This is a genomic window from Streptomyces prunicolor NBRC 13075 (genome assembly GCF_000367365.1).
GTDB lineage: Bacteria > Actinomycetota > Actinomycetes > Streptomycetales > Streptomycetaceae > Streptomyces > Streptomyces prunicolor.
This window is the reverse complement of sequence record NZ_BARF01000014.1, coordinates 137,623-150,552: the sequence shown is the minus strand read 5'-3', so window position 1 is coordinate 150,552 and position 12,930 is coordinate 137,623. Positions and strand designations below refer to the sequence as shown.

At 69.0% G+C, this 12,930-nt stretch carries 11 protein-coding genes; 3 read left to right on the top strand and 8 right to left on the bottom strand.

Going from position 1 to position 12,930, the window contains the following annotated elements; genetic code table 11:
* Window positions 1–107 precede the first annotated feature (107 nt).
* Window positions 108–755, bottom strand: a complete 648-nt coding sequence (locus SPR02S_RS06490) for a TetR/AcrR family transcriptional regulator (RefSeq protein WP_019056125.1) — start codon at window positions 753–755, stop codon at window positions 108–110.
* Between the two features lie 151 nt (window positions 756–906).
* Between SPR02S_RS06490 and SPR02S_RS06485 the strand changes: the two genes are divergently transcribed.
* Both SPR02S_RS06485 and SPR02S_RS55245 read left to right on the top strand, forming a co-directional pair.
* On the top strand, window positions 907–1,980 hold the full coding sequence (locus SPR02S_RS06485; protein ID WP_245607507.1) for a medium chain dehydrogenase/reductase family protein: 1,074 nt from the start codon (window positions 907–909) through the stop codon (window positions 1,978–1,980).
* Window positions 1,981–2,027: 47 nt separating this feature from the next.
* Entirely contained in the window at window positions 2,028–2,618 is a 591-nt protein-coding gene (locus SPR02S_RS55245) for an ester cyclase (protein WP_019056123.1), read from the top strand.
* Between the two features lie 14 nt (window positions 2,619–2,632).
* On the opposite strand, the gene SPR02S_RS06475 is transcribed toward SPR02S_RS55245, so the two are convergent.
* The 7 genes from SPR02S_RS06475 to SPR02S_RS06445 all read right to left on the bottom strand — a co-directional run bounded on the left by SPR02S_RS06475 (window position 2,633) and on the right by SPR02S_RS06445 (window position 11,606).
* Window positions 2,633–3,067 carry an NUDIX domain-containing protein gene (locus SPR02S_RS06475; RefSeq protein ID WP_026150287.1) on the bottom strand — a complete coding sequence of 145 codons (435 nt, stop codon included), beginning with the start codon at window positions 3,065–3,067 and terminating at the stop codon, window positions 2,633–2,635.
* Window positions 3,068–3,130: 63 nt separating this feature from the next.
* Window positions 3,131–4,885 (bottom strand): RICIN domain-containing protein, encoded by a 1,755-nt coding sequence (locus tag SPR02S_RS06470; protein WP_052346939.1) that lies wholly within the window; start codon window positions 4,883–4,885, stop codon window positions 3,131–3,133.
* 56 nt (window positions 4,886–4,941) lie between these two features.
* Complete coding sequence (locus tag SPR02S_RS06465) at window positions 4,942–7,098, bottom strand: beta-galactosidase (protein WP_019056120.1); 2,157 nt, start codon at window positions 7,096–7,098, stop codon at window positions 4,942–4,944.
* 50 nt (window positions 7,099–7,148) lie between these two features.
* On the bottom strand, window positions 7,149–8,084 hold the full coding sequence (locus SPR02S_RS06460) for a carbohydrate ABC transporter permease (protein WP_019056119.1): 936 nt from the start codon (window positions 8,082–8,084) through the stop codon (window positions 7,149–7,151).
* The gene (locus tag SPR02S_RS06455) at window positions 8,081–8,995 is read right to left on the bottom strand and encodes a carbohydrate ABC transporter permease (RefSeq protein ID WP_019056118.1); all 915 of its coding nucleotides are present in this window, start codon (window positions 8,993–8,995) and stop codon (window positions 8,081–8,083) included. The genes SPR02S_RS06460 and SPR02S_RS06455 overlap by 4 nt, the downstream gene beginning before the upstream one ends.
* The gene (locus SPR02S_RS06450) at window positions 8,995–10,371 is read right to left on the bottom strand and encodes an ABC transporter substrate-binding protein (RefSeq protein WP_019056117.1); all 1,377 of its coding nucleotides are present in this window, start codon (window positions 10,369–10,371) and stop codon (window positions 8,995–8,997) included. The genes SPR02S_RS06455 and SPR02S_RS06450 overlap by 1 nt, the downstream gene beginning before the upstream one ends.
* A 197-nt stretch (window positions 10,372–10,568) precedes the next feature.
* Window positions 10,569–11,606 (bottom strand): LacI family DNA-binding transcriptional regulator, encoded by a 1,038-nt coding sequence (locus tag SPR02S_RS06445; RefSeq protein WP_078622825.1) that lies wholly within the window; start codon window positions 11,604–11,606, stop codon window positions 10,569–10,571.
* 410 nt (window positions 11,607–12,016) lie between these two features.
* Here SPR02S_RS06445 and SPR02S_RS06440 point away from each other — a divergent pair, with 410 nt between their 5' ends.
* Window positions 12,017–12,871, top strand: a complete 855-nt coding sequence (locus tag SPR02S_RS06440) for a chitosanase (protein WP_019056115.1) — start codon at window positions 12,017–12,019, stop codon at window positions 12,869–12,871.
* Window positions 12,872–12,930: the final 59 nt, after the last annotated feature.

The following is a 12,930-nucleotide window of genomic DNA, read 5'->3' as shown; positions in this document are numbered from 1 at the left end:
GACCTCGGTCCGCCCTCACCATCGCATGGCCGAAATACCCCTCCGGCGCCCGGCCAACCGGAGACCCGGACGTGTACGGGACCGCGAGCGTCGGCACCTCGCTGTGGCTACGGCGCCGTCAGGTCGGCCACTTCCGAGTCGAACAGCACCGCCGGGTCGAACCCCATGCCCGTGAAGTGGCCCGCGAGTTCCAGGGACAGCACGCCGTGCAGGCGGGTCCAGCAGGTCAGGGCGCGACGGAGGGCCGCGGGTGGGGCAGGGTGGTCGCCGGCCCAGTGCCGGTGTGCTCCCAGGTCGACTTCGAACGGTGTCGTGGAACCGTCCGCGGGCAGTTCCGTGCTCGCGTCCAGCAGGACCGCCATGATCTCGGACGCGATCCCGGTGATGTCGGCGGGCGCGTGATAGCCGGGGACGGGTGTGCCGTAGACGAGGAAGTAGCGCTGGGGGTCGTCCAGGGCCCAGCCGCGCAGCGCGTGGGCCAGGCCGGGCAGGTCGGCGCCGGACTCGGCGGCCGCGCGGAAGGTGTCGGCGAGGCTTCGGTACGCGTCCCGGATGAGCTCGGTGATCAGGTCGTCGCGGCTGGCGAAGTACCGGTAGAGGGCGGGCCCGCTCATGCCCATCCGCTTGGCGATCGCGTTGAGGGAGAGCGCGGAGGCGCCCGCCGTGGCGATCTGTTCCCGCGCGTGCTCCTTGACCTCCGCGCGCACCTGGTCGCGATAGCGCTCGCGCGGAGTCCTCGTGCCCGTTTCCGCCATGACCGGCCGCCTTCCACTCCCACTCGACTACATATTCACGCTCCAGTTAGAAGCTATCACGATCGCTATTGACGAACCCTTCTCGCGTGAGTTACAACTTATAACGAACACGAAATCTCCTAGCTCACAGCGGATCGCAGTGGAGGTCACCATGAACAGCACGGACAACACGGACAACATGAACCACGTGGACAACACCACCGACGCACTCGTCGAGGTCGTCCTGCCGGGCAAGGTGGAGCCCGAGGGCCTGGAGGTCCGGCACGGAGCCGTGCCCGTCGCGGGCCCCGGCCAGGTCCTGGTCCGGATGGAGGCGACCGGGGTCTCCTTCGCCGAGCAGCAGATGCGCCGCGGCAAGTACTACGACCAGCCCCCGTTCCCCTTCGTCCCCGGCTACGACCTGGTCGGCACCGTCCTCACCACCGGCGCGGGCGTCGAACCCGGCCTGACCGGCACCCGGGTCGCCGCGCTGGTCAAGGTCGGCGGCTGGGCAAGCCATGTCCTCGTCGACGCGGCCGACGTGGTGCCGGTGCCCGAGGGGATCGGCGCGGCCGAGGCGGAGACCGTGGTAGTCAACGGCATCACCGCCTGGCAGATGCTGCACCGCAAGGCCCGCGTCCGCGCCGGCCAGACGATCCTGGTGCACGGTGCGAACGGCGGAGTCGGCACCGTCCTGGTCCAACTCGCCCACGCCGCAGGGGTGAACGTGATCGGCACGGCGTCTCCGCGCCACCACGACGCACTGCGCGAGCAGGGTGTCGAGCCCATCGACTACCGCACCCCCGACCTCACCGCCCGCGTCCGCGAGCTCGCCCCGCGCGGCGTGGACGCCGTCTTCGACCACGTCGGCGGCCCCAGCGTCGTCCGGTCCTGGCACCTCCTCGCCCCCGGCGGCACGCTCGTCTCCTACGGCAGCGCCTCCACCCGTGACGACGAGGGCTCCAAGCAGCTGCCCGTGCTCAAGATCCTGGGCCGGGTCTGGGTGTGGAACGCGCTGCCGAACGGCCGCCACGCCTACTTCTTCAACGTCTGGGCCGGGCGCGCCCTGAGCAAGAACAAGTTCCGGGCCCAGCTGAGTGCCGACCTGACCCAGGTGTTCGCGGCCCTCAAGCGCGGTGAGGTCAACGCGCAGATCGCAGCCCAACTCCCGCTCGCCCGCGTCTCGGACGCCCTGCGCCTGGCCGAGTCCGGCACGGTCGCCGGCAAGGTCGTCCTGACGCCGTGACGCACCCCGCCCTCCCCTCTTCCCCACCCCTCTCGGAAGGACCTGCCATGCCCACCGTCCCGCCCGCCCGCACCGCCCCCCGTCCCTGCGCCCGGCTGCTCGTCCCGGCGGCGCTCGCCGCCCTGGTCTGCACGGCCATGACCGCCACCGTCTCGGACGCGTCACCCAAGTCCCCCTCGACGACGGCGATCACGGCCGTCCAGAGCGACCACGAGGGCGCGCAGCGGCCGAAGGCGATGCTCGACGACTGGCTCCGGCTCTGGAACGGCGACTACGACCGGGCGCCGGGCATCATCTCCCCCGCCTTCCGCGTCCACGCCGCCCTCCTCGACGGCGGCGACGGCAGCTCGATCCGCGGTGTCGACGGGCTGGTCACGTGGATCGCGCAGACCCGCGCAGCCTTCCCCGACCTCCGCTTCACCGAGCAGGTCGCCCCGCTGGTCGACGGCCGCTACGCGTCCATACGCTGGACGGCCACCGGCACCTACGCCGGCGGCTTCCCCGGCGCCAAGGCCGTGCCCGGGACGGTGGTCACGTTCACCGGCACCGACACACTCCGGATGCGCGACGGCAGGTTCGTGGAGTACTGGGTCAACACGGACACCCTCCAACTCCTCACCCAGCTAAAGGCGTTGTGACACCCGGGCAGCGGTCAGGCGCCCCACGCCTCGACATGCGCGAGCACATAGTCGGCTAGCTCGGCCGGCTGGAGGTTGACGGCCGCCACGGCCGGACGGCTCAGCGCGATCCGCACCGGTTCGAAGTCGCCCGTGTCGGGGTCGTCGAGTTCGGGACCGTGCCGGCGATCCAGGTCCATGTCCAGCAGGTCGGCGAGGAAGTAGTGCTGGACGACGGTGCTCGTCCCGCGCGGTTCGGTGAGGGTCAGGAACTCGGTGGCGGGACCGATCGTGGCCCCGATCTCCTCCATCGCCTCGCGCCGCAACGCCGCTTCGAGGTCCGCGTCCTCGGGCTCGACGCTCCCGCCGACGGAGGTGCAGTACGAATCACCGCCGGGCCAGCCGCGCTTCAGGAACACCAGGTGACCGCCGTCGAGCAACACCACACGCGCCTTGTGACGAACCCTCATGTCCCCAACGGTAGTGGGCCAACCGGCAGTTCACCCTCGAAGCCGGTCGGCCCCTCCACCGCCCTACCGCACGAGCCGCCACTCCTGCGAACCGTCCGCCGCCACGTTCTGCAGCGTCAGCGGCGCCCCGTCCGACGCTCCGGTCAGATACAGGCTGGTGTTCTTGACCGACTGCAACCGGTAGAACCCGTCACCGGACTTGACCAGGTTCCAGCTGCCGGTGGCGCTGTTGTCGACCCACTGGCCGATCCGCTGACCGGCCGTCGCGTTGCCGGTCCAGATCGCCGCCGCGCGACCGCCCGACTTGTTCAACAGCGTTACCCCGCCGTTCGGTTCGGTCACCACGTGCCAGTACTGGGTGTCCGGGTTCGCGGCGGAGCCTCGGGCCTCCAGGACGACGTCGGGGACGTTCCCGTTGCCGATGTTCGCGTCGTTCGTCTTGCCGCCGGTGCCGATCACCTGGCCGGTCTTCCGGTTCACCAACCGGTAGTAGGCGCCCTTCGACCGTCCGAGGTCGACCTCGGCGTAGGCGATCGTCGAGGTGCCCTGGTTGTTGAGGATCGCGATACGGCCGGTGCCGTCGACGTACTGGAGGTCGCGGCTGTATCCGGCCCGCGAGGTCGTCTGGTACTCCTTCCAGACCCCGTCGCCACGGCCGCTCTTGTTGACCCAGACGTTGCCGCTGCCGGCCGCGTTGTAGACCAGGCCTCCGCCGGGCAGCCTGATGACGACCGGACTGCCGCCTGTCGCGAGCGGACGGGAGCCGGTGTCGACCGGCAGCGAGGTGACGGCACCGCCGATCACCGAACTCCGGTAGAAATCAAGCGGGTTGTCGGCGAGCACGTATCTGGTGTTGGCTCCGCCGCCCCAGTACTCGTATGTGAGCAGCCACTTGCCATCCGTGGTCCGCACCACGTTCGTCATGCCCGGCCGCCCGCCGCCGATCTCCGTCTTGCCGCCGCCCATGGACTGGGTCAGTCCCGCGACGTCGACGACGGGTCCGCTCCACTTGGCGCTGCGGCCGTTCCAGGTCCGGTGGGCGAGGATCTGGCCGTGTGAGTCCGCGGCGGTGTCGTTGGCGGGGTCGAGCGTCGGGACGCCGGTGGTCGCGTCGAAGCCGGTGTAGTCGTTCTCGTCGGAGTAGTAGCAGACGAGTTGACCCTTGTAGACCATCAGGTACGGCTCCCAGATGGGGTCGACCTGCTGGTGCGTGTTGGCCGTGGCGACGTTCTGCCCGATCGCGCCCGCGCTGCCGCCCTGCCAGCCGCCCGTCGCGATGACGTTGACGACCTTCCAGGAGGCGCCGCCGTCGGTGCTGGAGTACAGCGCGATGGCGAGGTCGCTGCGGTCACCGTCGTTGGAGGGCGTCCAGTTGGGGTCGGCCGTCTTGTGTTCCTTGTAGTACGCGTCGTCACCCGACACGACACTCGCCAGGAGCAGCGTGCCCCGCTTCAGTTTTCCGACGCTCTGCGGAAGCGTGTAGAGGTAGGGGTTGGTCCAATTGCTGGTGTACTTCGCGTACTTGGGGTCCTTGGAGAGATACGCCGGAGCCTTGACCTCCGACAGCGGCTGCCAGCTCGTCCCGTGGTCGTCGCTCTTGTAGACCGGGAGCGTCTGCCCGTCCGCGCTGCCCGTGGCCGACACGACGGTGGACTTCTCGAACGACGCGACCAGCCGCCCGCCGGGCAGTTGGGCCGACTTCGGGTAGACGGCGCAGTTGCCTCGCCCCTTCAGACACGGTTCGCTGCCGAGCTGGTAGAGGATGCCGCCCGTCGGGGCGTACGCCTGCGCACCCGTGGCCATGGGCGCCGCCAGCATCGCCGCGGCCCCGACGAACGTACCCAGCGCCTTCACCGCTCTGCTTCTTCGCACAGCTACTCCTTCGCGTCGATCGGGGAAACCAGTACGCGTACGTCCCACGGGCCGAGCTCCAACACCGCGCCCGCGAGGAGGGCCGTGCCGTCCAGGGCGTCGGCCAGATCGACCGGCACCGTCGAACGGGCGGGCTCCCAGCTCCAGTTGTGGACGATGTGCACCCGCCGGCCGTCGGGCGAGGTACCGGTCGTCGCCGTGACGGACGCCGGCAGATCCCCCCACCCGCTGCGGGCGGCCGGCGCCAGCCACTCGGCCAGCGCGCGGGCGAGATCACGGCCGGGCACGGTGCCGACGTACGTGACCCGCCCCTCTCCGTGACGGCGGGTGGTCACGGCGGGCCAGCGCCCGAAGTGCGGGTGCTCGTACGTCGCGAGGACCTCGGCGTCGGCGACGGTCAGACCGTCCGCCCAGTGCGTCGCCGTCGCGGTCTCCGGCAGCGCGAGCGGGCTGTCGGGCACGGCTCGCACGGGCACGGGCTGCGCGAGGTTGCTGAATTCGTCGTACGACACTCCCGCCGCGCCGGTGAGCCGGGCGGGGGCCGGTTCGTGCCGGGCGCGTGCCTCGTGGTCGGCGTAGCCGGTGCGGGGGCCGAGGACCAGGTGGCCGCCGGCCTGTGCGTAGGCGGCGAACCAGTCGAGCGTGGTGTCGTCGGCGAGATACAGGCCGGGCACGACGAGGACGGGATGCCGGCGGGCGGCTTCGTCGGGGGCCAGGCCTTCGCGTTCGCCACGCGGATCGTGCAGTTGGCGGGCGTGGACGACACGCACCTGCCGTCCGGCGTCGAAGGCGCCGCGGTAGAAGGGGTCGAGGATGCGGTGGTAGGCGGCAGGGTCCGGTTCGCCTTCCGGGGTCGCGAGCGGCGGGTGCTTCTGCATCAGCCACTTGCTGGGGGTGGAATAGACGATGGTGATGTCGGCGTCCGGTTCGAGACCCGCGACGAGCGGCCCTACGGCTTCGAACTCCTCGCCCAGCCTGCCGAGTTCGGCGTAGGTCCGGCCCGGTCGGCCGCTGTGCGGGAGGACTCCGCCCCAGTAGGTCTCGGCGCCGAAGCGGAGGGTCTGCCACTGCCAGTACTCGATCATGCGGGCGCCGCGGCCGACGAGGGCCCAGGCGGCCTGGCGCCACTGGCCGTCGTAGGCGGGCCTGTTGTCCCAGGCCATGCCGATGGAGTTGGCGTTGGTCTCGGTGACCAGGAACGGTTCCTGGCGGGAGGAGAACATCCAGTCGGCGGTCTGGTAGAGCGACCAGACGCCGGTGGTCTTCCACTTCTGCTGGTGGGTGTCCGGGGTCGGGTCGGGCAGGAGCAGGCCGTCCTGCATGTCGTAGTACGGGTTGCCGGTGGCGATGTCGAGGCGGTCGGTGAGCTCGTCGTCCTCGACTGCCGGGCGGGTGTAGGAGATACAGGTCGTAACGAAGTGCTCGGGGCGGGTGTACTCGCGGACGATGTCGGCCTGCCAGCCGATGAACTCGGTGCACTGGCGGGCCTGGAACTCCCGCCAGGCGACGTCGTATTGGGGCTGTACGTTGCCGTCGGGGGTCCACAGGTCGGCCCAGGTGGACAGGCGGTGGGACCAATAGACCAGGCCCCACTCGCGGTTGAGGGTCTCGACGTCGCCGTACTTCTCGCGCAGGTGATCGGTGAAGCGCTGGAAGACGCCGTGGTTGTGGAACAGTTCCAGGCCCGGTTCGTTGTCGACCTGGAAGCCGATGACGGCCGGGTGGTCGGCGTACCGGGCGACGACCTTCCGGATGATCCGCTCGGCGTGGAAGCGGAACGCGGGGTGGGTGAAGTCGACTTCCTGCCGGGCGCCCCAGCCGATGCGCTCGCCGGTGCGTCGCTCGCCGGTGATCTCCGGGTACTGGCGGGCCAGCCACGGCGGTACGGCGTAGGTGGGGGTGCCGAGGACGACGGAGATGCCTCGCTCGTGGGCGCCGTCCAACACCGGTTGCAGCCAGTCGAGTTGGAAGCGGCCGTTCTCCGGCTCCCAGGTCGACCAGACCGACTCGCCGATCCGGATCACGGTGAAGTGCGCTTCGGCCATCAGGTCGAGGTCGGTCTTGAGCTGCTCGTCGGGCCGTACGTCCGGGCCGTAGGCGGGCTGGTACTCGTGGTAGTAGGCGGCACCGAACAGAACGCGGGCGGGCAGATCCGCCATGGACAAACCTCCGGAGTGCAGGGGGTGTTGGGGGGAATGCTGGAAGGGGGTTACTGCTTGACGCCGCCGGTGGCCAGGCCGCTCTGCCAGTACCGCTGGAGCAGCAGGAAGGCCAGGACCAGCGGGATGATCGAGATCAGGGAGCCGGTCACGACGAGGGCGAACATGTCGCTGCTGGCTCCGGCGCCGCCGTTCTGCGCCTGGTCGGCCCAGGAGGAGAGCCCGACCGTGATGGGGTACAGGTTCGGGTCGTTGAGCATGATCAGCGGCAGGAAGTAGTTGTTCCAGGTGGCGACGAGCGTGAAGAGGATGACGGTCACCAGACCGGGGGCCAGCAGCCGCAGCGCGATCGTGCAGAAGATGCGGAGTTCGCCGGCGCCGTCCATGCGGGCGGCCTCGACGAGGCTGTCGGGGACGGCGTCCTCGGCGTAGATCCGCATCAGGTAGAGGCCGAAGGGGCTGATGAGGGAGGGCAGAATGACGGCCCAAGGGGTGTTGACCAGGCCCGCCTTGGCGAAGAGCAGATAGGTGGGGATCGCCAGTGCGGTGGTCGGGATCATGATGGCGCCGAGGACGAGGTTGAAGGCTGCGCCGTGACCGCGGAAGCGGTACTTGGCGAAGCCGTAGCCGGCCGCCGCCGCGAGCAGTGCGGCACCGAGCGCGCTCGCCCCGGCGTACAGCACCGTGTTGAGCAGCCAGCGCCCGAACACCCCGTCGTCCTGGGTGAAGGTGGCCTTGATGTTCGACAGCAGTTGGGGCGCGTGCGAGAACCACAGGCCGAAGGTGTTGAACAGGTCCTGCGTGCTCTTGGTCGAGGCGACCAGCAGCCAGAAGAGGGGCAACAGGAAATACGCCAGGACGGCCAGCATCGCGATGGTCAGCGGGGTGCTGCGGCGGCGGGTCGGCGAACGGCGCGACCGGCCGGCCTCGGCAGGAACTCGCTTCGCCTTCACGGTGGTTGCGGTAGTGGACGTGGCGGTGGTCATGCAGTCCTCCTGCGGTTCGCCGTGAGCAGGAAGGCGTACGACACGATCACGATGACCAGCCCGAGAATGAAGGACACGGTGGCCGCGTAGTTGGTCTGCTGACTGATGAAGGCGACGGAGTAGGCGTAGAGGTTGGCGGTGTAGGAGCTGTCGATGACGGCCGGGGCAACCTTCATCAACAGTTTTGGTTCGTTGAACAGCTGGAAACTGCCGATCACGGAGAACAGCAGGGTGAGGGTCAACGCCGGTCGCAGTGCGGGGAGTTTGATGGACCAGGCGATGCGCCAGGCGCCCGCGCCGTCCATGGCCGCCGCCTCGTACAACTCGCCGGGGACAGTGCGCAGTGCGGCGTACAGGATGATCATGTTGTAGCCGACGAACTCCCAGGTCACGATGTTCGCCAGGCTGCCGAGCATCCAGCTGTCGCTGAGGAAGTGCGGGGCCGGCAGCTGGAGGTCGTGGCTGATCTGGGCGAAGGGGCCGAAGTCGGGGCCGTAGAGGTAGCCCCACATGAGCGTGGCGATCACGCTCGGGACGGCGTACGGGACGAAGATGCCGAGGCGGATCACCCGGGCGAGCCGCAACAGGCCGCTGTCCAGCGCGAGTGCGAAGCACAGGGCGAGCAGCAGCATCACCGGGACCTGGATGACGAAGAACAGGGCAACTCGGCCTATGCCCTTGAGGAGTTCGGGGTCTTTGAGGGCCGTCACGTAGTTGTCCAGGCCGACGAACGTCGAGCCGCCGATGAGACGTTCCTGGAAGAGGCTCAGGTAGGCGGCGTAGCCGAGCGGGGCGAGGAAGAGGAGCAGGAACAGCACCATGAACGGGGCGATGAACAGGACGCCCGCGCTGCCGTGGCGCCGTCGGGGCGGTGACTTGACCGGAGTGTTCACCGTGGTGGTGGCCATCATCAGCCTCCCTTGACCGTGAAGCCCTGGCTCTTGGCGAAGGTCGTGATGCGCGACTGCCAGGAACCGAGCGCGCGGACGGTGTCCGTCTTGTCGGCGAGGGACTTGCCGACGGTCTCGGTCCAGTCCGTGGCCACCCGGTCGAGGAACGGCGGCCACTGGAAGGCGGGGTCGACCTGGGCGCTGATGTCGGCGAAGATCTGGTTGACCTTCTGGCCGCCGTAGAAGGCGGGGGCCTCGGCGAGGAAACTCGGCTCGGAGAGCAGGGTCTTGGTCGCCGGGAAGAAGAACTGTTCGGTGGCGAACATCTTGGCGCTGGTGGGGTCGCTGTTGAGGAACTGGGCGAACACCGCCGCCTGGACGGGGTTCTTGGTGGATCGGATGACCGCGGTGGTGGAGCCGCCCCAGTTGCCCGAGCTGGGCTTGGCCGCGTCCCACTGCGGGAGCGGGGCCGCACGCCACTTCCCGGAGGTGGCCTTCGCCGAGCCGGAGAGGAAGGCCGGCCCCCAGGCGCCGGTCAACCAGGTCGCGTACTTGCCCTTGTTCAGGGCCGCGTACCAGGCGTCGGTGAAGTCCGGCTCGACGCCGATCACGCCGTCCTTGGCGAGGGTGCCCCAGTACTCGCCGAGCTTCTTGGAGACCGCGTCGTCGACGCTGACGGTGATGTCGCTCTTGCCGGAGGTGACATACGGCTTGGCGCCCGCCTGCCACAACAGACCGTGCCAGGCGGCGACTTGGTTGGCCGCGAGGTTGGTGAGGTAGACGTCCGGGTCGGCCTTGTGCAGCTTGCGGGCGGCGGCCGCGAACTCGTCCCACGTGGCGGGGACTTGGATGCCGTGCTGGTCGAAGATGTCCTTGCGGTACAGCATGCCCATCGGGCCGGTGTCCTGCGGTATCGCCCAGATCTCCCCGCCGCTGCCACTGACCTGTCCCCAAGTCCAGTCGACGAACGTCGACTTGAGCGCGGAGGCACCGTAGGGGCGGAGGTCGAGCAGGCTGTCGGTGATGGTGAACGTCGGGATCGCCTGGAACTCGATCTGCACCATGTCCGGGGCACCGCTGTTGGCCTTGAGCGCGGTGCGCAGCTTGGTGTACTGGGGCGTGCCCTGACCGGCGTTGACGACCTTGACCTTGACGGCCGGGTACTTCTTCTCGAAGAGCGCGACCTCCTTGTCGATGTTCGGAACCCAGGTCCAGAACGTCAGTTGGGTCGGCGTCTTCATCGCCTTGTCGATGTCGGCCTGGCTGACCGGCTTGCTCGACGAGCCACTCGTACCGCCACCACCCCCGCCACAGGCGGCCAGCGACAGCGCACCGGCGGCGACGAGGAAACCCCGACGGCTAAGGGACGAGGGCGAGTTGAAGAAGGGTCCGGACATGATGAACTCCCGAGAGAGGGTATGGGTGACCGGCACACCGGCCGACGGCGTACTGAAGGTGTATTTGGCGTGGTGTGGATGGGGCGGCCCCGAGAGTCACCGGTGCCGCAATCGCCCCGCTTTTTAGGGGCGCGGGGAACTGCGCGACCAGCCCCCACCGGCCCGCAGACGAAAGAACCGCGGACCCAGCCAGGCAACTAGCGCGGCGCCGCCGAAGACGCCCGAACAACAAGCTCAACCGGCGGGTCGGCCATCGGCAACGGATCCGACCCAGGGTTCTCGATGGCATGCACCAGCAACTTCAGACCGCCCTGCGCCATCGCATCGAACGGCTGCCGCACGGTCGTCAACGGCGGAGTCACATACGCGGCAACCGGCGTGTCGTCGAACCCGACCACGCTGACATCCTCCGGAACACGCCGACCACCCTCCGCCAACGCCCGCATCAACCCGATCGCCATGTCGTCATTGGCGGCGAACACCGCGGTGAGGGCAGGGTCGGCGAGGAGTTCACGCCCGGCCGCATATCCGGACGCCGCCGACCAGTCCCCCTCGACAACCGGAGGCTCCGCCCGCCCGTGGTCGGCAAGCGCGGCACGCCACCCCTCAAGCCGGTCCCGCGCCGAGTACCAGCGCTGGGGCCCGGCCAGATGATGGACCGTGGTGTGGCCCAGTTCCAGCAGGTGCTCGGTGGCCGCCCGCGCCATCTGCCCGGAGACGATCCCGCCCGTCACGACATGCGGCGCGGCGAACGGCGGCGGTGCGCCGAGAACAAGCACCGGCACATCGACCCGCGCGGACAACTCCGCGCCCCCCTCCTCGTCGATCGGCTCGGAGATGACGATGCCGTCCACGCCCTGGTCCAGGAGCGAGTCGACGGCTCCGGCGATGCCCGCCGACTCGCCCTCCATCGTGTTGACGACACGGAGCGCGTAGCCGGTGTCCCGTACGGCCCGTTCGACGCCCATGAGCAGCGAGGCGGGACCGTACAGGGCGGTGCCGAGCGTCACGACGCCGATGGACCGGGTGCGTCCGGAGGCGAGCGCGCGGGCGGCGTTGTTGGAGCGGTAGCCGAGTTCCCCGGCCGCCGCGAGGACACGACGGCGTACGTCCTCGGAGACGTACGGCTCGTCGTTCATGACCCGGGACACCGTCTTCTGCGACACGCCCGCGAGGCGTGCCACGTCCACGCTGCGCGGCGCGGCTCCCGTGCCACGTCCTGCCACTGGTGTCATGGTGTCTCCCGATCTCCGGCAGCCGCATCCTAGCCCGGCTCCGGCTTATGACTGCGCTGTCATGACTGCGCAGTCATATCTACGCAACGGGGCGGGACGCGTCAAGACTTCGCGCAACATCCGCGAAATACGGGAGTACGGATACACGGCGAGCGACACGGCGAGGGTGAAACCGCCCGCCGCCACCAGGGCCGTCCGGAGTCCGGAGTTCACGCGTCGCCGAGATGGCCGACGCGACAAGCGTGGGCAAACCGTCAAGCATCACCCTCGCACAGACACACGACTCTCGTTCATAGCTACGAACTTGGCTCCAGGTGGGTGCCCTCGGCGCCGATCCTCTGATAGTTAACTTTCCTATCAGTTCGGCGGTACGACCAACTCCCCACCCCCCACCACCCTTTGGAGTCCCCGTGGTCCACCCGTTCCACGATTCTGTGACCTCCGAGCCGGCGAACCCCTCTCGCCGCACCCTCCTCGCGCTCCTCGGTGTGTCCCTCGCGGCGGCACCTCTGCTGCGCACCCCGCAGGCCTCGGCGACCACGAGGACCGCCGCGGCGATCGGCCTCGACGACCCGGCGAAGAAGGAGATCGCCATGAAGCTGGTGTCGAGCGCGGAGAACTCCTCGCTCGACTGGAAGGCGCAGTACAAGTACATCGAGGACATAGGCGACGGCCGCGGCTACACCGCCGGCATCATCGGCTTCTGTTCCGGCACCGGCGACATGCTCGACCTCGTCCAGCTCTACGCGACCCGCAAGCCCGGCAACGTCCTCGCGAAGTACCTGCCCGCGCTGCGCAACGTCAACGGCACCGACTCGCACTCCGGTCTCGACCCGAACTTCCCCAAGGACTGGCGCACCGCGGCGCAGGACACGGTGTTCCAGCAGGCGCAGAACGACGAACGCGACCGCGTGTACTTCAACCCCGCCGTCAGCCAGGGCAAGACGGACGGGCTGCGCGTGCTGGGCCAGTTCACGTACTACGACGCCATCGTCATGCACGGCGACGGCGACGACCCCACCAGCTTCCGCAACATCCGCGCCCGTGCCCTGCGTTCGGCCAAGCCGCCGGCCCAGGGTGGTAACGAGACGACGTACCTCAACGCCTTCCTCGACGCGCGCGTGTGGGCCATGCAGCAGGAGGAGGCCCACAGCGACACCACCCGCGTCGACACCGAACAGCGCGTCTTCCTCCGCAACGGCAACTTCGACCTCAACACACCGCTGAACTGGAAGGTCTACGGGGACAGTTACACCATCAACTGACCTGTTCTGTCCGCTGGTTGGGAGGCAGCTCGGCGGACAGTGCGGCGCCAGGACCTGAG

Coding starts and splice junctions, on each gene's coding strand:
- SPR02S_RS06455 (WP_019056118.1), bottom strand. CDS start 8,995: ATGATGGCCACCACCACGGTGAACACTCCGGTCAAGTCACCGCCCCGA.
- SPR02S_RS06475 (WP_026150287.1), bottom strand. CDS start 3,067: ATGAGGGTTCGTCACAAGGCGCGTGTGGTGTTGCTCGACGGCGGTCAC.
- SPR02S_RS06485 (WP_245607507.1), top strand. CDS start 907: ATGAACAGCACGGACAACACGGACAACATGAACCACGTGGACAACACC.
- SPR02S_RS06470 (WP_052346939.1), bottom strand. CDS start 4,885: ATGCTGGCGGCGCCCATGGCCACGGGTGCGCAGGCGTACGCCCCGACG.
- SPR02S_RS06490 (WP_019056125.1), bottom strand. CDS start 755: ATGGCGGAAACGGGCACGAGGACTCCGCGCGAGCGCTATCGCGACCAG.
- SPR02S_RS06460 (WP_019056119.1), bottom strand. CDS start 8,084: ATGACCACCGCCACGTCCACTACCGCAACCACCGTGAAGGCGAAGCGA.
- SPR02S_RS06445 (WP_078622825.1), bottom strand. CDS start 11,606: ATGACACCAGTGGCAGGACGTGGCACGGGAGCCGCGCCGCGCAGCGTG.
- SPR02S_RS55245 (WP_019056123.1), top strand. CDS start 2,028: ATGCCCACCGTCCCGCCCGCCCGCACCGCCCCCCGTCCCTGCGCCCGG.
- SPR02S_RS06465 (WP_019056120.1), bottom strand. CDS start 7,098: ATGGCGGATCTGCCCGCCCGCGTTCTGTTCGGTGCCGCCTACTACCAC.
- SPR02S_RS06450 (WP_019056117.1), bottom strand. CDS start 10,371: ATGTCCGGACCCTTCTTCAACTCGCCCTCGTCCCTTAGCCGTCGGGGT.